Source organism: Bacillus sp. BF2-3, assembly GCF_008368795.1.
Lineage (GTDB): Bacteria > Bacillota > Bacilli > Bacillales > Bacillaceae_G > Bacillus_A > Bacillus_A cereus.
Genome location: NZ_QOSA01000036.1, coordinates 15708 through 37116 on the forward strand (window position 1 = coordinate 15708; position 21409 = coordinate 37116).

A 21409-nucleotide genomic window follows, 5' to 3' on the forward strand; every position below is an offset into this window, starting at 1 on the left:
AGACGTAAGATTAAATTATATAAATGAAAACGTAAATGTTTCATAGGAAACATTTTATGGAGAATAGTCAATAGGCCTAAAAGGTGGTGGAATATGTATGAAAAATACGTTTTCTCGTTTATTTGGCTTTGGAGATAAAGAGAGCGAATTCGAATTACAAGACGAAAGCCATGAAGAGATAGATAAAAAGGTATATGAAGAAATACAAGAAATTCCGATAGTAAATATTACCCCTAACCGTTATCAACCAAGAACAGTTTTTGATGATGCGCGTATTGATGAGCTAGCATTAACAATTCGTACACATGGACTTATTCAACCGATTGTTGTAAGGCAATATGAGGATGATAAGTACGAGATTATTGCTGGAGAAAGACGTTTTCGCGCGGCAACAAAGTTAGGTTGGGAAAAGGTTCCTGCAATTATAAAGAATTTAAATGATACAGAGACAGCTTCTGTAGCTTTAATTGAAAACTTGCAACGTGAGGAACTAACGGCAATCGAGGAAGCTGTGGCATATCAAAAGCTGATTGAGTTACATAATTTAACACAAGAAGCATTGGCACAACGACTTGGAAAAGGACAATCTACAATCGCAAATAAGTTGCGCTTGTTAAAGTTGCCTGAAGAAATAAAAAGTGCATTATTAGAAAAAAGCATTACAGAACGTCATGCCCGCGCTCTCATTCCTTTAAAAAATGAGGAATTACAACTGAAGGTTTTACAGGAAATTGTTGAGAAACAACTAAATGTAAAGCAAACAGAAGAACGAATTGCGAAGTTACTAGAGGAAGCGAAACCGAAGCGTAAGGCAAAGCAAAAAGCAGTAAGTCGAGATACGAGGATTGCTATGAATACAATTAGACAATCTTTACAAATGGTTACTGAAAGTGGTTTGAATGTTAATTCTGAGGAAGAAGAATTTGATGAGTACTATCAAATTACAATTAAAATTCCAAAGAAAAAATAATAATGACGTGCTAGAGACCTTATCCTATTGGAGAGGTCTCTTTTACTATATTTTCTTGTTAAATGAAGAAGGAGTTTAGAAATAAATTTTGAAGTTTAATAAAGGACGTAAAAGAAAAAGTTTTATTTCATGTTACAATAAACGTAATTGTTACTAGAATAAGATAGAAAGGTTGAAAGTAGGTGACATCATGGGAAAAATCATTGCTATTGCTAATCAAAAAGGCGGTGTTGGAAAAACAACAACATCTGTTAATTTAGGGGCTGGATTGGCGCAAGTAGGTAAAAAAGTCCTTCTTGTAGATATTGATGCTCAAGGAAATGCAACGACTGGTGTGGGAATTGAAAAATCTGAATTAGATCAATGTATTTACAACGTTCTTGTGGAAGATGCAGATGTTCAAGGGGTTATACAGAAAACCGCAACTGAAAACTTAGATGTTCTACCCGCTACAATTCAATTGGCTGGTGCTGAAATTGAATTGGTACCGACTATTTCCCGGGAAGTACGTTTGCAAAGAGCATTACAGCCAGTTCGTGATGAATATGACTATATTATTATCGACTGTCCCCCATCTTTAGGGTTATTAACGATTAATGCATTAACAGCAGCAGATTCTGTTATTATTCCTGTACAGTGTGAATATTACGCACTAGAAGGGTTAAGTCAGCTATTAAATACAGTTCGACTTGTACAAAAACATTTAAATAAAAATTTAGCAATTCAAGGTGTATTGTTAACAATGTTGGATGCCCGTACAAATTTAGGGATTCAAGTTATAGATGAAGTGAAAAAGTATTTTAGGGATAAAGTATATCGCTCGATTATTCCGCGTAATGTACGCTTGAGCGAGGCTCCAAGTCATGGGAAACCTATTATGCAGTATGACGCTAAATCAAGAGGAGCAGAAGTGTATATAGATTTAGCAGAGGAAGTGATTGCAGGTGGCTAAAGGATTAGGAAGAGGAATTAATGTGTTTTTTCCTGATTTAGATGTGAAAGAAGAGGAAACAATTCAGGAGATTCTTGTAACTGAATTAAGGCCGAATCCATATCAACCGCGTAAACACTTTAATAAAGAGGCGATTCAGGAATTAGCAATTTCGATTAAGGAACACGGTATTCTACAACCATTAATTGCTAGGAAGAGTATTAAAGGATATGAAATTGTTGCAGGTGAAAGACGATTTCGTGCTGCAAAAGAGGCTGGTTTAGAAAAAGTACCTGCGGTTGTAAGACAATTAACTGAACAGCAAATGATGGAATTTGCTTTGTTAGAAAACTTACAACGAGAAGATTTAAATCCTATGGAAGAGGCAATGGCATACCAGATGTTAATGAATGAGCTAAATGTAACGCAAGAACAATTAGCGAAACGTCTTGGTAAAAGCAGACCTTACATTGCAAATTATACTCGGTTATTAAGCCTACCTTCTTTCGTACAAGATATGATTGCAAATGGTCAACTTTCAATGGCTCATGGGAGAACTTTACTTACGATAAAAGATGAAGAACAATTGAAGTCCTTATTGAAACGCATTGAAAAAGAAGGATTAAATGTTCGTCAATTAGAGAAAATCGTCCAAGAGATTAATCAACACGTTTCACGTGAAACAAAAAAAGTGAAAAAAGAGCGAAATATATTTTTCGTAGAACGTGAAACGTTCTTAAGAGAAAAGTTTGGCACAGATGTGAAAATTAAAGAGACGAAAAAAGAAAAAGGTAAAATCGAAATTGAATTTTTTAATAAAGAAGATTTAAATCGTATTTTAGAACTATTAGCACAGAAAAATTAAAAAGCAAACCATCTTATTATTTATAGATGGTTTGCTTTTTTTAATGCGGATAATTTTTGATCCGTCTCTTTTATACTTTTTGCGATTACATCAGCCATTTTCATGACTAAACTTAATCTTGTATTTTGAAGAACGAAAAACTCCATAAACCCATTTAGATTGACGATACCGTGTATGTGCAAATCACCAACTGCAGGTAATTTCTTATTCATAGCAGCTCCAGGTTTACTAGGTCCCTTTCCAGTAGTGATTGATCCGATATTTTGGGACTTTCCTAAACATGCATCAACAGCAATTATAAATGCAGTAGGATATTCTTTCTGTATATTCTGAATTTTCTCTTCTAAATTTAGCGCATGTACTGGCTCATCTAGTGTACCGAATACTTGGAGGTTTTGGATGTCTATTTGTTCAAGTTTTGTACCAACTAATGGGCCGAGTGCGTCACCTGTAGAGCGATCTGTGCCGATACAAACGAGAATGAGTGGTATATTAGTTTTAATAGGAATATGGGTAAGTAAGAAATTACTGATTATCTCAGAGGCTTCTAGATCTTGGTGCATAACGTTTTGAGTTTCTTTCTCAAAAAATGGTAAGCGAAAACTTCCAATATTCATGAAGCACCCATCCTTTTAATAAATTTTCAATATATGTTATATGGTGAGGAAAATGGAAAGTTATAAGTGCGTAATTTTTGCAAAATGTGAATGAAAACGGAAATAATAGTACTAGTATATATATATTCGTTCCATTTTATACCTGGATGTCGGGGATAAAATAGGATTAAAATCATAAAATTTTTTCAGCAATTAGGGGACTTCTGATACAATAATAAGGGTAACTAAAAAGAAATTTTAGCTAGAGAGGTAGAGGTACATGGATTTATTAGCGAAGTGGTTTAATTCTATGAAACAGTATTTATTAGATGCTGATCGTTGGGCTCATATTGGAGTTGCGACATTAAAAATATGTATTATTTTAACAATTGGTGCAGTTGTTGTGCGAATTGCAAGGGCGGTTGTACGAAATGCGTTTCGTATGGGGAGTCGTTCTCCAATTCAAATTTCAGAACGTCGTACAGTTACAGTAGCGAAATTACTTGAAAATATTGTAGCGTACGTTGTTATGTTCATTATGCTAATTGCGATTTTAGGTGTGTTTGATATTAATGCATCAGGTTTATTAGCGGGTGCTGGGGTAATTGGTTTAGCAGTCGGATTTGGTGCTCAAAGTTTAGTGAAAGACGTTATTACAGGTTTATTTATTTTGTTAGAAGATCAGTTTTCAGTTGGCGATTATGTTAAAATCGGTCAATTTGAAGGAGTCGTTTTAGAAATTGGACTTCGTACAACGAAAGTAAAGAGTTGGACAGGTGAAATTCATACTTTACCAAATGGAAGTATTATTCAAGTTACTAACTACTCAGTTAGTAATAGTGTAGCGTTTGTTGATGTATCTATTTCATATGAGGCTGATATTGCGAAAGCAGAGCAAGTTATTGAAGATTTATTAGTAGAATTACCTTCAAAGTACGAAAAAATGGTAACAACGCCTCAATTATTAGGTGTGCAAACATTAGCTGCATCAGAAGTTATATTACGTGTTATTGCTGAAGTAGAACCGATGCAACATGCAGTTATTGCAAGGGCACTTCGTAAAGAGATTAAAAATCGTCTTGATTTACATGGAATTGAAATTCCATATCCACGTATGGTTTTATATAATCGTGAAGAATTAGTTAGTGGAAAAGCAATTTAGTATGGAGAGGAGTTTGGAGAATGGAGCAAAAGGAATATAACTTGTATGATGTTGTGGAAATGAAGAAAGCCCATCCATGTGGCGAGAATCGTTGGAAAATTATTCGTATGGGAATGGATATCCGCATTAAGTGCGAGGGGTGTGACCATTCAGTAATGATTCCTCGAAGAGAGTTTGATCGTAAGGTGAAAAAAATACTTGTGAAGCACGAAGAATAGAGGGAGAGTAACAGTTACAGTAGGTAACTGTTACTTTTTTTCGTTTGGCGGAAACTTGTCATTTTTTTCGTTACTATCTATAATGATGAAAGATTGAGACATAGGAGTGAAAAATATGGGATTAACGGCTGGGATTGTTGGATTACCTAACGTAGGGAAGTCCACTTTATTTAATGCAATTACACAAGCAGGAGCAGAATCTGCGAACTATCCATTCTGTACAATTGATCCAAACGTAGGGATTGTAGAAGTACCAGATGAGCGTTTAAATAAATTAACGGAATTAGTAGAACCGAAAAAGACTGTTCCGACTGTATTCGAGTTTACTGATATTGCAGGTATCGTAAAAGGTGCTAGTAAAGGTGAAGGTTTAGGAAATAAATTCTTATCTCACATTCGTCAAGTAGATGCAATTTGCCAAGTTGTTCGTTGTTTTGAAGACGAAAATATTACGCACGTTTCAGGGAAAGTAGATCCAATTGATGATATTGAAACAATCAATTTAGAGCTAATTTTAGCGGATTTAGAGTCTGTTGATAAGCGTATCGAGCGTGTTGCGAAATTAGCAAGACAAAAAGATAAAGAAGCGGTATATGAGCATGAAATTTTAGTTCGTTTAAAAGAAGCTTTTGAAGAGGGAAAACCAGCTCGTACTGTTGAATTTACAGAAGAGCAGATGAAGATTGTTAAAGGCCTTCATTTACTTACAACAAAAGAAATGTTATACGTAGCGAATGTAAGTGAAGACGATATTATCGATCCTTCGGAAAATAAATACGTACAAATGGTAAAAGAATTTGCAGCAAATGAAAATTCTCAAGTAATCGTTGTATGTGCAAAAATTGAATCAGAAATCGCTGAATTAGACGAAGAAGAGAAAAAAGTATTCCTTGAAGAATTAGGAATTGAAGAGTCTGGTTTAGATCAATTAATTCGTGCAGCATATGACCTATTAGGCCTTGCTACGTACTTTACAGCTGGCGTTCAAGAAGTACGTGCTTGGACATTTAAACAAGGAATGAAGGCACCACAATGTGCTGGTGTTATTCATACAGACTTTGAGCGTGGATTTATTCGTGCAGAAACAGTTTCTTACGATGATTTAATGACAAACGGTTCTATGACAGCTGCAAAAGAAGCTGGAAAAGTACGTTTAGAAGGAAAAGAATATATCGTAAAAGACGGAGATGTTATGCACTTCCGTTTTAACGTTTAATTTAATATTTCCTAGGAAAAATAAAGATATGAACTTGGCAAATATATTATATGTTTGCCAAGTTTTTTATGTATTGGTGAGTTGATTCATATAACTTACTATGATATAATCTAAACTCGTGAGTAATTACTATAAATTAATTGCTCCTTGCCCATTACGGGCCGTTTAGACCAAAAGGAGGTGAAAGTGTAATGAGAAAGTACGAAATTATGTACATCATTCGTCCTGGCGTTGAAGAAGAAGCTCAAAAAGCTTTAGTTGAACGTTTTGCAGGTGTTTTAACAAACAATGGTGCAGAAATCATTAACACGAAAGAGTGGGGTAAGCGTCGTTTAGCTTACGAAATCAACGACTTACGTGAAGGTTTCTACATGATCTTAAACGTGAAATCTAACGCAGAAGCGATTAACGAATTCGACCGTTTAGCTAAGATCAACGAAGACATCCTTCGTCATATCGTTGTTAAAGAAGAAGAAAAATAATTGATATATAAGGGAGAGTGGTTCGATTGATGAATCGTGTTATCCTCGTTGGTCGTTTAACTAAGGACCCTGACTTACGTTACACGCCCAATGGTGTCGCAGTAGCTACTTTTACGTTAGCTGTGAATCGCGCATTTGCCAATCAGCAAGGTGAGCGTGAAGCTGACTTTATTAATTGTGTAATATGGCGTAAACAAGCAGAAAACGTAGCAAATTATTTGAAAAAAGGTAGCTTAGCAGGCGTAGATGGGCGTCTTCAAACTCGTAATTACGAGGGACAAGATGGTAAACGTGTATACGTAACAGAAGTTCTTGCGGAAAGCGTGCAATTTTTAGAGCCGCGTAATGGCGGTGGGGAGCAACGTGGTTCATTTAATCAGCAACCATCAGGAGCTGGTTTCGGTAACCAAGGCTCTAACCCATTTGGTCAATCTAGTAATTCAGGTAACCAAGGTAACTCTGGATTTACGAAGAATGACGATCCATTTTCAAATGTAGGTCAACCGATCGACATTTCCGACGACGATTTACCGTTCTAATACAGTAAATTTGTTAGTTTTAACAAAGAATGGAGGGAAATAGACATGGCAGGACGCAAAGGTGGACGTGCGAAACGTCGTAAGGTGTGTTTCTTCACAGCTAACGGCATCACTCGCATTGACTATAAAGATGTTGATTTATTAAAACGTTTCGTTTCTGAGCGTGGTAAAATTTTACCTCGTCGTGTAACAGGAACAAGCGCAAAATACCAACGCAAACTTACAGTTGCAATTAAACGTGCTCGTCAAATGGCACTTTTACCATATGTTGGTGAATAATAGCGTATGAAATGCACAGTAGAGTCGGACTCTACTGTGCATTTTGCTATGCTTTTCTTTTTGAAAGAGAGGTTAAAATGTGAAACAAACAAAGTTTATTACAGAAGGTGCAGCATTATTAGCTCTATATGCAATTTTATTGCTTATATCTATGTATGTTCCGATTTTGGGTACAGTTGTAACTTTTGCGTTGCCGTTACCATTTATACTATTAATGATAAGACATAAACTATCTAATGTGCTCGTGGTTTTTGTAGCAGCACTTTTTGTTACTATTATTGTGAGTCAACCGCTGAATTTAGTGAAGACAATTATGTTTGGATTGATAGGGATTGTTTTAGGATATATGTATAAAACAAGAAAAAAGCCAGTTGAAATCTTAATAGCGGGGACGCTTGCATACTTAATTGGTTTTGTACTTATTTATGTTGCGAGTATAAAGTTTTTCAACATAGATATAATGAAGCAAATGCAAAGTATGTTTAGTGAAAGTATGGCGAAAAGCGAAAAGATAGTAAGTGCTACAGGTATGCCGATTAGTAAGGAACAAAAAGAGCTACTTGCACAAATGAATGATATATTACAATCGTTACTTCCAAGTATACTTGTGCTAGTTTCAGTATGTTTTTCTTGGATTACAGTGATAATATCAGGTAGTGTTTTGAAAAAGTTAAAACATGAAGTTATATCTTGGCCTAAATTTAAAGATATACAATTACCAAAGAGTATCATTTGGTATTACGTTATATTTATTTTGTTAGCAACTTTTATAAAAGTAGAACCAACATCATATTTACATATGGTATTTTCTAATCTAAATGTCATATTTGCACTATTGCTTGTACTGCAAGGTCTGACATTTATCGCCTTTTTAGCGTATAGAAAAGGTTTTACTAAAGGGGTTCCTATTATTAGTTTTATTGCATGCATGTTTATTCCGATGCTGTTTCCTCTTGTGACAATCTTAGGTATAATTGACTTAGGGATTTCATTGCGTTCTAAAATAGGGGGATAAAATAATATTCCTTATACTATTTTAATCTGTTTAACTAACTGGAAGGTAAGTTAGTTTTACTTTATAGGAGTTGTATACATGCCTGAATTTGATAAGAAACAGTGGTTTTTATATCCTGTTTATGTATTGGCATTTTTTGTGTTTGTGCTCATTTCAATTCTCTGTTATTTTCATTTAATTATGGGTATAGCTGCTTTTGTCATTTTTTGTATCGTATTCTTTATCGTTATACGATTTGAACTTAATTTTCAAAGGAATTTCGAAAAGCATACGACAGATATGATTACAAGAGTAAAGAAAGTAAGTAATGAAGCATTTAACCAAATGCCGATTGGTATTTTGTTATACAATAAGGATTATGGGATTGATTGGGCAAATCCTTATTTATCTTCATGTCTGGGACAGCACGCATTAGCTGGATGGCACCTTTACGATGTATCAGAAACATTACTTCTTTTCATTAAAGGAGAAACTTCTGATGATATAGTCTCTTTAAATAATCGAAAGTTTCGCGTTTTTGTAAGGAAAGAAGAAAAGTTAATTTATTTCTTTGATGTAACGGAACAAACAGAAATCGAAAAGATGTACGAGGATCAAAGGACTGTTTTAGCTGTCATCTATTTGGATAATTATGATGAAGTTACACAAGGATTAGATGATCAATTACGTACGAATATAACAAGTCTTGTGACATCGCGACTAAATGAATGGGCACTTAAGTATGGTGCTTATTTAAAACGTGCATCTTCAGAAAGATTCTTCGTTGTGCTAAATGAAAGTATTTTGACGCAGATGGAGAAAGGGAAATTTAGCATTTTAGATCAGGTGCGTGAAGAAACATCTAAAAGGAATATACCACTTACATTAAGTGTGGGTGTCGGATCAGGTGATTTACCTTTATCAGAGCTTGGAGCAATGGCTCAATCTGGTTTAGATCTTGCACTTGGGCGTGGGGGAGACCAAGTAGCTATTAAACAAGCGACAGGTAAAGTTAAGTTCTATGGAGGTAAGACAAATCCGGTTGAAAAACGTACCCGTGTACGCGCCAGGGTCATTTCGCATGCGTTAAAGGATTTAGTATTAGAAAGTAGTAATGTCATTATTATGGGGCATAGGGCTCCCGATATGGACGCAATTGGTGCTGCGATTGGTATTTTAAAAGTGGCTCAATTAAATGAGCGTAAAGGATATATTGTGTTAGATGAAAATGATTCCGATAAAGGAATTAAGCGTTTGATGGACAAAGTGAAACAAAATGAGGAGTTATGGTCTCATTTTATTACTCCAGAGCAAGCGATGGAATTTGCAAATGATGAGTCGTTACTTGTTGTTGTCGATACGCATAAACCTTCTATGGTGATGGAGCAAAAATTGTTACATAAAATTGAAAATGTAGTAGTTATTGATCATCATCGCCGTGGAGAAGATTTTATTGAAGACCCATTGCTAGTTTATATGGAACCATATGCTTCTTCAACGGCAGAATTGGTTACAGAATTACTTGAGTATCAACCTAAAAATTTAAAGATGACAATGTTAGAAGCGACGGCATTGTTAGCGGGTATTATTGTTGACACGAAAAGTTTCACATTCCGGACAGGGGCTCGTACATTTGATGCTGCTTCTTATTTACGCTCACATGGTGCAGATACTGTACTTGTACAAGAACTTTTAAAGGAAGATATGGATCAGTATTTACGGGTTGCAAAAGCTATAAAAAATGCGTACATTTATAAAAATGGAATTGCGATTGCTAAAGTTGATAGTGATGATTACTACGATCAAGTGCTTATTGCGCAATCGGCAGACACGTTATTAACGATGACAGGGATTATTGCATCATTTGTTGTTGCGAAACGTGGCGAGAATCTCATTGGAATTAGCAGCAGGTCTTTAGGTGAAGTGAATGTGCAGCTAATTATGGAAAACTTAGGCGGTGGCGGGCATTTGACGAATGCAGCCACACAGATGAAAAATGTTACAGTAGATGAAGCTGAGGAGAAGCTTCGATTTGTTATTGATGACTATTTACAGGGAGGCACACAATCATGAAAGTAATTTTTCTAAAAGACGTAAAAGGTAAAGGTAAAAAAGGAGAAGTGAAAAACGTACCAGATGGCTATGCAAATAACTTCTTACTAAAACAAGGATTAGCTGCTGAAGCAACAAATAGCAGTATGAAAACTTTAGAAGCTCAAAAGCGTAAAGAAGAAAAAGATGCAGCAGCAGAGCTTGAAAATGCAAAAGAGTTAAAAGAGACTTTAGAGAAATTAACTGTAGAATTAAAGGCGAAATCTGGAGAAGGTGGCCGTTTATTTGGTTCTATCACAAGCAAACAAATCGTAGATGCAATGCAAAAATCACACAAGATTAAACTTGATAAACGTAAATTTGAAATGGACGATGCAATCCGTGCGCTAGGTTATACAAACGTTACTGTGAAATTGCATCCACAAGTAACAGCAACAGTAAAAGTTCATGTTAGTGAACAATAAAAATAAATTAAGCAAGGAGGATTGCGTATGAGTGATGTACTTGCTGATCGTACCCCTCCGCATAATATAGAGGCTGAGCAGGCGGTTTTAGGGGCCATATTGATTGATCAAGATGCGTTAACTTCAGCATCAGAGTTATTGGTACCTGATTCGTTCTATCGAACGAAACATCAAAAGATTTTTGAAGTCATGCTTGGGCTATCTGATAAGGGAGAGCCGATCGACTTAGTAATGATGACATCAGCAATGGCTGATCAAGGATTACTAGAAGAGGTTGGTGGGGTTTCTTACTTAGCAGAGTTAGCAGAAGTTGTGCCAACTGCAGCTAACGTAGAATATTACGCACGCATCATCGCTGAAAAGGCGCTTTTACGTCGTTTAATTCGCACGGCGACTCATATTGTATCGGATGGATACGAGAGAGAAGATGATGTGGATGGTCTTTTAAACGAGGCTGAGAAAAAAATATTAGAAGTATCCCATCAAACGAATGCAAAAGCATTCCAAAACATTAAAGATGTTCTTGTAGATGCTTATGACAAAATTGAACTTTTGCATAATCAAAAGGGTGAAGTTACTGGGATACCAACTGGGTTTACTGAATTAGATAAGATGACAGCAGGTTTCCAACGAAATGATTTAATTATCGTGGCAGCACGTCCATCAGTAGGGAAAACGGCATTTTCATTAAATATTGCACAAAACGTAGCGACGAAAACGGATGAAAATGTAGCGATTTTTAGTTTGGAGATGGGTGCTGATCAGCTTGTTATGCGTATGCTTTGTGCAGAAGGGAATATTGATGCACAAAGACTTCGTACTGGTTCATTAACTTCCGATGATTGGGCAAAATTAACAATGGCAATGGGGAGTCTCTCAAATGCTGGTATATATATTGATGATACGCCAGGTATTAAAGTAAATGAGATTCGAGCAAAATGCCGTAGATTAAAGCAAGAACAAGGTCTTGGTATGATTTTGATTGACTATTTGCAGCTTATTCAAGGAAGTGGGAAATCAGGAGAAAACCGTCAGCAGGAAGTATCTGAGATTTCTCGTACCTTAAAAGGGATTGCGCGTGAATTGCAAGTGCCTGTTATTGCTTTATCACAGTTATCTCGTGGTGTAGAATCTCGTCAAGATAAACGCCCGATGATGTCTGATATTCGTGAATCTGGAAGTATTGAGCAGGATGCTGATATTGTAGCTTTCCTATATCGTGAAGACTACTATGATCGAGAAACGGAAAACAAAAATACAATTGAAATTATTATTGCAAAACAACGTAACGGTCCAGTAGGTTCAGTGGAACTTGCATTCGTCAAAGAGTTCAATAAGTTCGTTAACTTAGAACGTCGTTTTGAGGATGGACATGCTCCACCGGCATAAAGGCAGTATAAAAAAGAAACACATTTCTTATAATAAGATGTGTTTCTTTTTTTTTATAAGAAAGATAAGGCTTTCATAAGTTAAATATATAATTCTTACGAACGAAAATGTTTTTTTGTGAAAAAATGTTCGCTTTTCGGTTGACTTCTCTTTCGGTTTTGGTACAATTATATTGTTTGAATAGATCGTTTGAAAATTGCGGAGGTGCTTTAATAATGTCTTCAGTAGTAGTTGTAGGAACACAATGGGGCGACGAAGGAAAAGGTAAAATCACTGATTTTCTTTCTGAGCATGCGGAAGTAGTTGCAAGATATCAAGGTGGAAATAACGCGGGACATACAATTGTTTTCGGCGGAGTTAAATATAAATTACACTTAATTCCATCTGGTATTTTCTATAAAGAGAAAATTTGTGTAATCGGAAACGGATTAGTAGTAGATCCAAAAGCATTACTTGAAGAGTTGAAATACTTACACGATCGTGGTGTAAGTACTGATAATTTACGTGTAAGTAACCGTGCACATGTTATTTTACCTTACCACTTAAAACAAGATGAGTTAGAAGAAGCAAGTAAAGGTGATAACAAAATCGGTACAACGAAAAAAGGTATCGGTCCTGCATATATGGATAAAGCTGCTCGTATTGGTATTCGTATGGCTGATCTTTTAGACCGTGAAGCATTTAAAGAGAAGCTTGAGCGCAATTTAGTAGAAAAAAATCGTTTATTTGAAAAAATGTACGATACAGAAGGTTTCACTGTAGAAGAAATTTTCGAAGAGTACTTCGAGTACGGGCAACAAATCGCGCAATATGTATGTGATACGTCTGTTGTATTAAATGATGCATTAGATAATAATCACCGTGTATTATTTGAAGGTGCGCAAGGTGTTATGCTTGATATTGACCACGGTACGTACCCGTTCGTTACATCTTCTAACCCAATTGCTGGTGGTGTAACAGTTGGAACTGGAGTTGGTCCTGCGAAAGTTACTCGCGTTGTAGGTGTATGTAAAGCATATACAAGCCGCGTTGGTGATGGTCCATTCCCTACTGAGCTTCATGATGAAATTGGTCATCAAATTCGTGAAGTTGGTCGCGAGTATGGAACGACAACTGGTCGTCCACGCCGCGTAGGTTGGTTCGATAGCGTTGTTGTAAGACATGCACGTCGTGTTAGTGGTTTAACGGATCTATCATTAAATTCTATCGACGTTTTAACAGGTATTCCAACTCTTAAAATTTGTGTAGCTTACAAATACAATGGCGAAGTTATTGATGAAGTTCCAGCTAACTTAAACATTTTAGCGAAATGTGAGCCTGTATATGAAGAGCTTCCAGGTTGGGAAGAAGATATTACTGGTGTAAAATCATTAGATGAACTTCCTGAAAATGCACGAAAATACGTAGAACGTGTTTCTGAGTTAACAGGAATTCAAATATCTATGTTCTCAGTTGGACCAGATCGTAACCAAACAAATATTGTACGTAACGTATACGAAGCTTAATTAACATTTTTTGAAAAAAACTCATGTCTGCATGAGTTTTTTTCTTATTCTTTTATAAAAAAACAAAAAAAGTATTGCAATAAATACAGAATACATGTTATGATACATCTTGTCGTCACGAAAATATGACGTTGGTGAGTATGAGCCATTAGCTCAGTTGGTAGAGCATCTGACTTTTAATCAGAGGGTCGAAGGTTCGAGTCCTTCATGGCTCACCATTTTATTTTTCGTGGCCCGTTGGTCAAGTGGTTAAGACACCGCCCTTTCACGGCGGTAACACGGGTTCGAATCCCGTACGGGTCATGTTTTTTTTTGCTTATTTTTGGTCCCGTGGTGTAGTGGTTAACATGCCTGCCTGTCACGCAGGAGATCGCCGGTTCGACCCCGGTCGGGACCGCCACTTTTGTTTATACCACCATTAGTGGTTTTATATATAGTTTTGGCTCGGTAGCTCAGTCGGTAGAGCAGAGGACTGAAAATCCTCGTGTCGGCGGTTCGATTCCGTCCCGAGCCACTCTCAGGATATTAAGTGGGCCCACTTAATATCCTTTTTATTTATGTAATTTTACAAAACTGAGTAGTTATTTTAAAATAGAACGAGGAGCCTCTAGCAGTTGAAGCTAGAGGTTTTTCTATAGATCGTATAGGATGCCGTGTAAAAGTGGATCATACATGAGTCTATGAGAATAGAGGAGAAAATACTTAAACAAAGGATGCGGTCATATAGGACATACTATGTAAACATCAATATGTTTAGGGATTATTGACCATATTTTTATAAGGAGGAAATAGACGATGATGGGAAAGAAAATTTTAGTAGTTGATGATGAAAAGCCGATTGCAGATATTTTGAAGTTTAACCTAGAAAAAGAAGGTTTTGAAATAGTAATGGCGCATGATGGTGATGAAGCAATTGAAAAGGCTAATGAAGAGCAACCAGATATGGTTTTATTAGATATTATGCTACCAGGTAAAGATGGCTTAGAGGTTTGCCGTGAAATACGTAAAAGCTCAGAAATGCCGATTATTATGCTTACAGCAAAGGACTCTGAGATTGATAAAGTATTAGGGCTCGAGCTTGGGGCAGATGATTATGTAACGAAGCCATTTAGTACGAGGGAATTACTTGCTCGTGTGAAGGCGAATTTACGCCGCCATCAACAAGGTGGTGCTGCGGAAAAAGAAGAAAATACAGAAATGGTTATTGGACCAATTGTGATCAATCCAAATGCATATAGTGTAACGAAGCGCGAGGAAAATATCGAGCTTACACATCGTGAATTTGAGTTGCTACATTATTTAGCGAAACATTTAGGACAAGTTATGACACGCGAACATTTATTACAAACAGTTTGGGGTTATGACTATTTTGGAGATGTGCGCACAGTAGACGTTACAGTACGTCGTTTGCGTGAAAAAATTGAAGATAATCCAAGCCATCCTACTTTAATTGTAACTAGACGTGGAGTAGGGTATTACTTGCGTGACCCAGAGCAGGAATAGTATATGAAGAAAGTTGGTTTTTTTCAATCTATTCATTTAAAATTTGTGCTTATATATATGCTATTAATATTAATAGCGATGCAAGTTATTGGAGTATATTTCGTAAGGGAATTAGAGAAGAGCTTAGTACAAGGTTTTAGGGATTCTTTAACGCAGCAAACAAACTTATTATCATATAATTTGAAGCAAGAGTTTAAAAAAAGTTATACAAAAGCAGAAACAGAGTCAACAGATGAAACGATTAAAACTTCAATTCGAAAATTTGCCTCTGATCAGAAGAAAGTTATACAAGAGGTAAGTGTATTTGATTCGCACAGAAAGTTACTGGCTATTTCAGATGAATCAAAGCAGAATAAGGTGAATCGAACATCAACTGATATAGCTGTTCAGCGAGTGTTAGTACAAAAAAAGCCGGAAGTGAAAATTGAGAAGGATGGTAGTACAGGTCATCGTGTTCAAGTTATGCTTACTCCGATTCTAGATGATAACGGTAAGGATGCGCTTGGTGTTATTTACATTGTGGCATCTATGGAAGATGTATATAAACAAATGAAGGATATAAATCAAATTTTTGCTACGGGAACAGTAATTGCTTTATTAGTAACGGCCGTACTTGGGATTTTATTGGCTCAAACAATTACAAGACCAATTTCAGATATGCGGAGACAAGCAATCGAAATGGCAAAAGGAAATTATTCGAGAAAAGTAAAAGTGCATAGCCATGATGAAATTGGACAACTGGCATTATCCTTCAATAATTTATCAAAAAAATTACAACAAGCTCGTTCTTCTACAGAAAGTGAAAGGCGTAAATTATCATCTGTTTTATCACATATGACAGATGGAGTAATTGCTACTGACCGAAAAGGGGATATTATTTTACTAAATGATCCTGCGGAAAAGATGTTAAATGTTTCTCGTGAAACAGCGCTCGATCAATCTGTTTTAGAGGTATTAGGGATACAGGAAGAATTTACGCTCGATCATTTATATGAAGAGCCAGATTCTGTTTTATTAGATTTTAGTACGAGAAACGAACCATATATTTTACGTGCTAGTTTCTCTGTTATTCAAAAAGAAACAGGGAAGGCAAACGGCTTAATTGCTGTACTATATGATGTAACAGAGCAGGAGCGTATAGAACGGGAACGCCGTGAGTTTGTGGCGAATGTCTCTCATGAATTAAGGACGCCATTAACGACGATGCGCAGTTATTTAGAGGCACTTACAGATGGAGCATGGCAGGATCCAAATATTGCACCACAATTTTTAACGGTTACACAAGAAGAAACAGAAAGAATGATTAGACTTGTAAATGCGTTGTTACAGCTATCTAAACTTGATAGTACAGAGCATCGTTTAATGAAAGAATGGGTCGACTTTACTGATTTCTTTAATAATATTATTGATCGCTTTGAAATGTCTAAAGAGCAAAATGTAAGTTTCAAACGATCTTTCTCTAAGAAATCTAGATTTATTGATATGGATACTGACAAAATTACTCAAGTGCTGTATAACATTATTTCTAACGCATTAAAGTATTCACCAGAAGGTGGAACAGTAACATATCGTTTACGTGATCGCGGTGATTTATTAGAAATTAGTGTAAGTGACCAAGGAATGGGTATTCCAAAAGAAAACGTTGATAAAATCTTTGAACGTTTTTATCGCGTAGATAAAGCTCGTTCAAGACAAATGGGTGGTACTGGGCTTGGATTAGCAATTGCAAAAGAAATGATTGAGGCACATGGTGGCTCTATTTGGGCGAAGAGTGAAGAAGGAAAAGGGACAACTATTTATTTCACGTTACCAATGGCAGCAGATGAAGAGGACGATTGGGAATGAGTATGGAAAACTTTAAAACAATAGTTTTAATTAACCTAGTTGTAATTAGCCTATTTCTTACTTTTAACCTATGGACGTATGTGCCAGATTCTACATCCATGCAAAACGCGAAATTTGTGCAGGGAAATGAAGGAATGAACCAAACTAAAATTTCCGATGTTGTCCGTCCTACTTCTATCATCGTGCATAAAGATAAAAATCATTATGGGAGCAGAAGAGAGGCAGATATAGAATCAATCTATAAGCCTCTGGAAGTAGGGGAACTACATGATTTTAAAGAGATATCAATCACTAAGGGTGATTTCCTTTCATATGTGCATGGTGAAGGGAAAGTTGAACTTGTTTTCCCTACCGATATCCCATTTGATGCAGTAAAATCCATGTTTAACATGAAAGAGAAGAGTACAGATAAGCCTAAACATTTTAACCGTATTCTCCTCGATCCTTCTCGAAGTAAGGATCAAGAAATTAAAATTAACTTTGTTTCTGATGGTGATAACTTTAAAATATACGAGGCAAAATTAAGTGGCGTGTATTTAAAAGATATTGTAAATGCCCAAAATCAATTTATAGTATCAGCAAAGCCTTATTTTGATTATCAACTTAATGATATGAAAAAGTTATTTTTACCAGATGGAACGACAGAGTTAAACAATATAACATATATTTCATCTAATTTAGCAGTTGATACGTTTAAGAATGCTCTGTTTAGTGATCCTCGTTATTTAAGTCCGATTACCGAGATGTCGAAAGAAACATTTACAGATGGTATTAGATCCATGGAAATTGAAAACGATCGTCACATGCTAAAGTATAAAAACTCTTCTGTCTTAACTGAGAAAACGATAGATAATTTAATGCTTTTACAAAAAAGCTTTGAATTTGTAAGTGGTCACAGTGGAAGTTTGGATTCATATCGTTTGGACTATATGAATAAAGGAGAGACAGTATTTCGTTTAAATGAAGATGGATATTCAGTATTCAATGAAGATGGATTAGCTGAATTGAGACAAATATGGGGATCAGAAGAAGTAATGGAATATGAAAGACCGTTGCTGTCTTTAAATACTAAAGGTATAGAACAGAAGGTTACTCTTCCGTCAGGGCATGTTGTAATAGCATCCCTAGAAAATAATCCAGAGATAAAGAAACAAGCAATTAAGGATATTGGTATTGGATACAAGTTATCACTAGATGGACAAGTAGTTCGATTACAACCAATTTGGTATGTAAAGCTTGTTGAAGATGAAACAGGTAAACAGAAAATCTATGAGTGGAGTGAGGGAGGACTAAATGGATTGGGATCGGATTAAAACCATATTTATTGTGACCTTTTTTGTTTTGGACCTCTTTCTCATTTTCCAATTCATTCAAAAGCAAGATAGTAATCAATTGGAGCTTATTGCAGAAACAAAGATAGATCAAGAATTAAAAGCAAACAAAATTACGATGGGAAATATCCCTAAAGAACCGAAAAAAGAGTCATTTATTAGAGCAGAAAATAAAGCTTTTAAAGAAGAAGATATACAGTCTTTGAAAAATCAAACAGTGCATATACAAAATATGTACAAGATAGAAAGTAAGCTAAAAGAGCCTTTTTTAAATACGAAATCATTATCAAAAGATAAGTATAATGAATTTTTGAAGAACTATGTATTGGATGGACAAAAGTATGAATTTGGAGCGGTGAAAGACTCTAAAATTTATTTCTTCCAAAAATATAAAGATAAGCCTATTTTCTATAATAATCAGGCGATGATTGTTGTGGAATTAAATGAAAAAAATGAACTTGTTTCATATACGCAGACAATGCTAACTGATTTAAAAGAAATGGGCGAAGGTGAAAAAACGAAAGAGCAAGAAATTATTACGGCTCAAACAGCTTTAGAAAATTTGTATTTAAAAAATAAAATTCATGGAAATACGCATGTTAAAGAAGCGCAAATTGGTTATGCCACTCTTACCGCATCTACTTCTAATAACCAAGTACTGGCTCCAACGTGGAATTTGAAAACGGAGCAGAAGCAGGACTTCTTTGTGAATGCAATTGAAGGACAAGTTATGGAATTAGGAGAAAAGGAAAATCAAGTGGTTGATGAACAAACTGGAGTGAGAAAGAATGGGGTTGCATTTTAGCGTACTTGCAAGTGGAAGTACAGGAAATATGCTATACGTAGGAACCGATGAAAAAAAATTACTAGTCGACGCAGGTTTAAGTGGTAAAGCGACAGAGGCTTTATTTAAACAAGCAGAACTGAATATAAATGATGTATCAGGTATTCTTGTAACGCATGAGCATAGTGATCATATTAAAGGTTTAGGTGTACTGGCACGTAAATATGATTTACCTGTTTATGCGAATGAGAAAACATGGAATGCAATGGAACATTTAATAGGAAATATCCCAACTGAACAAAAGTTTATTTTCTCAGTTGGTGATGTGAAAACCTTTGGTGATATTGAAGTCGAGTCATTTGGAGTTTCTCATGATGCGGCAGAACCGATGTTTTATGCTTTCCATAACAATAATAGGAAGTTAGCGCTTATTACAGATACGGGATACGTAAGTGACCGTATGAAAGGCGTTATTAAGGGAGCTAATGCTTTCGTATTTGAAAGTAATCATGATGTAGAAATGCTTCGTATGGGACGTTATCCATGGAGCATTAAACGACGTATTTTAAGTGACGTTGGGCATGTTTGTAATGAGGATGCTGCATTAGCGATGGCAGATGTAATTACAGATGAGACAAAGCATATTTATTTAGCCCATTTAAGCTTAGATAATAACATGAAAGAACTAGCGCGTATGTCAGTATCACAAGTACTAGAGGAAAAAGGATTTGGAGTGGGTGAATCCTTTGAAATTCACGATACAGATCCAAAAATGCCTACAAAAATTCAATACGTATAATTCTTCATTTTAGTAAACAATAAAGGTGAATATAGTTGTTTTCAGGAAGATAGGTGAACAAATATGTCCTTTATTGATGAAGAAAATTATCGTATGAAACGTGCAGGAAAAAAGAAGCACAAAGGTATAGTTCTTTCTAGTATAGCGGGAACAATTGTAGGAGCTTCTTTATTCGCGTTTGGAGCGCCTTTATTTTCAAATTCTGCTGATACGCTTCCGCAAGCTGAAGCAAGCGGAAGTAATATGGCCGAAGCTCAAGGGATTAAACAGATTAGCTTTGTAGATGCTGTTGATCGTGCATCTGAAGCTGTTGTGGGTGTTATTAACATTCAACGAGATAACTTTTCAGAGGCAGATTCAGAGGCCGGTACAGGATCAGGAGTAATTTATAAAAAGACAGATGGTCAAGCTTATATTGTAACGAATAATCATGTTGTAGCTGGAGCGAATCGTATTGAAGTAAGTCTAAGTGACGGTAAGAAGGTTCCTGGAAAAGTATTAGGAACCGATGTAGTCACAGACTTAGCTGTATTAGAAATAGATGCAAAGCATGTGAAAAAAATAATTGAAATTGGCGATTCTAATACTGTTCGCAGAGGAGAGCCAGTTATTGCGATTGGAAACCCGCTTGGACTGCAATTTTCTGGAACAGTTACACAAGGTATTATTTCAGCTAATGAACGTATTGTCCCTGTAGATTTAGATCAAGATGGACATTATGATTGGCAAGTAGAAGTGTTACAAACAGATGCAGCGATTAATCCGGGGAATAGTGGCGGTGCGCTTGTAAATGCAGCAGGACAATTAATTGGTATTAATTCAATGAAAATTGCTGCAAAAGAAGTAGAAGGAATCGGCCTTGCTATTCCGGTGACTAGAGCTGTTCCGATTATGAATGAACTTGAGAAGTATGGAAAAGTAAGAAGACCATATGTTGGGATTGAACTTAGGTCATTAAATGAAATTCCAAACTATTATTGGTCAAAAACATTACATTTACCAGGTACTGTAACAGAGGGAGTTTGTATTTTGGATGTGAAAAGTCCTTCGCCAGGTGCGGATGCTGGTTTAAGAGAACATGATGTTATTGTGGCGGTAGATGGAAAACCGATTCGCGATATTATTGGATTCCGTACGGCCTTATATGATAAGGAAATTAATGATAAAATGACTCTTACGTTTTATCGTGGCACAAAAAGAGTAACAACAACAGTGAAATTAGGCATTCAAAAGTATTAAAAACAGGAGGGCCTACCTCCTGTTTTCTATTGTAGAAAAGTGAGGTGAAGAAAATGAATTTACCTTGTTGTTTAGAGCATGTTGAATTAGCGTTAGATATTATTGTGGATGAGTGTGAAGTTGCGCCAGTTATCAACAATGTGGATAACTCAGAAAAAGAGAAAAAAACATGTGAATTTTGTCAAAATGAGGCGACATATGTTGTATCGAACACAGATTCTCACACAATATGTGGGTAGTATTTGT

Annotated in this window: 22 protein-coding genes and 4 tRNA genes; 25 read left to right on the forward strand and 1 reads right to left on the reverse strand. The window is 35.9% G+C overall.

Annotated features, from left to right (window positions below):
- The first annotated feature begins 97 nt into the window (after window positions 1–97).
- The 3 genes from noc to spo0J all read left to right on the forward strand — a co-directional run bounded on the left by noc (window position 98) and on the right by spo0J (window position 2766).
- A complete protein-coding gene (gene noc, locus DN401_RS22805) occupies window positions 98–970 on the forward strand; it encodes a nucleoid occlusion protein (RefSeq protein WP_000799016.1) in 873 nt (290 codons plus the stop codon).
- 190 nt (window positions 971–1160) lie between these two features.
- Window positions 1161–1922: a sporulation initiation inhibitor protein Soj gene (soj, locus tag DN401_RS22810; protein WP_000516114.1), complete on the forward strand. Its 762-nt coding sequence runs from the start codon at window positions 1161–1163 to the stop codon at window positions 1920–1922.
- Window positions 1915–2766, forward strand: a complete 852-nt coding sequence (gene spo0J, locus DN401_RS22815; protein ID WP_001051832.1) for a stage 0 sporulation protein Spo0J — start codon at window positions 1915–1917, stop codon at window positions 2764–2766. Before soj ends, spo0J begins: the two co-directional genes overlap by 8 nt.
- 20 nt (window positions 2767–2786) lie before the next feature.
- Here spo0J and yyaC read toward each other — a convergent pair whose 3' ends face one another.
- Window positions 2787–3383 carry a spore protease YyaC gene (gene yyaC / locus DN401_RS22820; protein ID WP_001020714.1) on the reverse strand — a complete coding sequence of 199 codons (597 nt, stop codon included), beginning with the start codon at window positions 3381–3383 and terminating at the stop codon, window positions 2787–2789.
- Between the two features lie 259 nt (window positions 3384–3642).
- Between yyaC and DN401_RS22825 the strand changes: the two genes are divergently transcribed.
- From DN401_RS22825 to DN401_RS22930, 22 genes are all read left to right on the forward strand, one after another.
- A complete protein-coding gene (locus DN401_RS22825; protein WP_000364814.1) occupies window positions 3643–4524 on the forward strand; it encodes a mechanosensitive ion channel family protein in 882 nt (293 codons plus the stop codon).
- Between the two features lie 20 nt (window positions 4525–4544).
- Complete coding sequence (locus DN401_RS22830; RefSeq protein WP_000435485.1) at window positions 4545–4742, forward strand: DUF951 domain-containing protein; 198 nt, start codon at window positions 4545–4547, stop codon at window positions 4740–4742.
- A gap of 115 nt (window positions 4743–4857) precedes the next feature.
- Window positions 4858–5958 (forward strand): redox-regulated ATPase YchF, encoded by a 1101-nt coding sequence (ychF, locus tag DN401_RS22835; RefSeq protein ID WP_000524657.1) that lies wholly within the window; start codon window positions 4858–4860, stop codon window positions 5956–5958.
- Between the two features lie 191 nt (window positions 5959–6149).
- Window positions 6150–6440 (forward strand): 30S ribosomal protein S6, encoded by a 291-nt coding sequence (gene rpsF / locus DN401_RS22840; protein WP_001233778.1) that lies wholly within the window; start codon window positions 6150–6152, stop codon window positions 6438–6440.
- A gap of 26 nt (window positions 6441–6466) precedes the next feature.
- Window positions 6467–6979: a single-stranded DNA-binding protein gene (gene ssb / locus DN401_RS22845; RefSeq protein WP_000981966.1), complete on the forward strand. Its 513-nt coding sequence runs from the start codon at window positions 6467–6469 to the stop codon at window positions 6977–6979.
- Window positions 6980–7024: 45 nt separating this feature from the next.
- Complete coding sequence (gene rpsR, locus DN401_RS22850) at window positions 7025–7258, forward strand: 30S ribosomal protein S18 (RefSeq protein ID WP_000918873.1); 234 nt, start codon at window positions 7025–7027, stop codon at window positions 7256–7258.
- A 79-nt stretch (window positions 7259–7337) separates the two neighbouring features.
- Window positions 7338–8273, forward strand: coding sequence for a YybS family protein (locus tag DN401_RS22855; protein WP_000814854.1), 936 nt, complete (start codon window positions 7338–7340; stop codon window positions 8271–8273).
- A 78-nt stretch (window positions 8274–8351) separates the two neighbouring features.
- The gene (locus tag DN401_RS22860; protein WP_001113785.1) at window positions 8352–10325 is read left to right on the forward strand and encodes a DHH family phosphoesterase; all 1974 of its coding nucleotides are present in this window, start codon (window positions 8352–8354) and stop codon (window positions 10323–10325) included.
- Window positions 10322–10768: a 50S ribosomal protein L9 gene (gene rplI, locus DN401_RS22865; RefSeq protein WP_000864228.1), complete on the forward strand. Its 447-nt coding sequence runs from the start codon at window positions 10322–10324 to the stop codon at window positions 10766–10768. Before DN401_RS22860 ends, rplI begins: the two co-directional genes overlap by 4 nt.
- Before the next feature lie 27 nt (window positions 10769–10795).
- Window positions 10796–12157 carry a replicative DNA helicase gene (gene dnaB, locus DN401_RS22870; protein ID WP_001286148.1) on the forward strand — a complete coding sequence of 454 codons (1362 nt, stop codon included), beginning with the start codon at window positions 10796–10798 and terminating at the stop codon, window positions 12155–12157.
- A gap of 215 nt (window positions 12158–12372) precedes the next feature.
- Complete coding sequence (locus DN401_RS22875) at window positions 12373–13662, forward strand: adenylosuccinate synthase (RefSeq protein ID WP_000100238.1); 1290 nt, start codon at window positions 12373–12375, stop codon at window positions 13660–13662.
- A 142-nt stretch (window positions 13663–13804) separates the two neighbouring features.
- A tRNA-Lys gene (locus tag DN401_RS22880) sits at window positions 13805–13880 on the forward strand.
- A 13-nt stretch (window positions 13881–13893) separates the two neighbouring features.
- A tRNA-Glu gene (locus DN401_RS22885) sits at window positions 13894–13965 on the forward strand.
- A 21-nt stretch (window positions 13966–13986) separates the two neighbouring features.
- Window positions 13987–14062: transfer RNA gene (locus tag DN401_RS22890), tRNA-Asp, on the forward strand.
- A 41-nt stretch (window positions 14063–14103) separates the two neighbouring features.
- Window positions 14104–14176: transfer RNA gene (locus DN401_RS22895), tRNA-Phe, on the forward strand.
- A gap of 281 nt (window positions 14177–14457) precedes the next feature.
- On the forward strand, window positions 14458–15165 hold the full coding sequence (gene walR / locus DN401_RS22900) for a cell wall metabolism DNA-binding response regulator WalR (RefSeq protein ID WP_000971865.1): 708 nt from the start codon (window positions 14458–14460) through the stop codon (window positions 15163–15165).
- Window positions 15166–15168: 3 nt separating this feature from the next.
- On the forward strand, window positions 15169–17010 hold the full coding sequence (gene walK / locus DN401_RS22905) for a cell wall metabolism sensor histidine kinase WalK (RefSeq protein WP_000755367.1): 1842 nt from the start codon (window positions 15169–15171) through the stop codon (window positions 17008–17010).
- A complete protein-coding gene (locus DN401_RS22910; RefSeq protein ID WP_000061559.1) occupies window positions 17007–18323 on the forward strand; it encodes a YycH family regulatory protein in 1317 nt (438 codons plus the stop codon). Before walK ends, DN401_RS22910 begins: the two co-directional genes overlap by 4 nt.
- Entirely contained in the window at window positions 18304–19146 is an 843-nt protein-coding gene (locus DN401_RS22915) for a two-component system regulatory protein YycI (RefSeq protein WP_000383741.1), read from the forward strand. Before DN401_RS22910 ends, DN401_RS22915 begins: the two co-directional genes overlap by 20 nt.
- Window positions 19130–19924, forward strand: a complete 795-nt coding sequence (locus DN401_RS22920) for an MBL fold metallo-hydrolase (protein ID WP_000522837.1) — start codon at window positions 19130–19132, stop codon at window positions 19922–19924. The genes DN401_RS22915 and DN401_RS22920 overlap by 17 nt, the downstream gene beginning before the upstream one ends.
- Window positions 19925–19987: 63 nt before the next feature.
- A complete protein-coding gene (locus DN401_RS22925) occupies window positions 19988–21163 on the forward strand; it encodes a S1C family serine protease (protein ID WP_000008031.1) in 1176 nt (391 codons plus the stop codon).
- A gap of 53 nt (window positions 21164–21216) precedes the next feature.
- Entirely contained in the window at window positions 21217–21402 is a 186-nt protein-coding gene (locus tag DN401_RS22930; RefSeq protein WP_001052827.1) for a CxxH/CxxC protein, read from the forward strand.
- Window positions 21403–21409 lie beyond the last annotated feature (7 nt).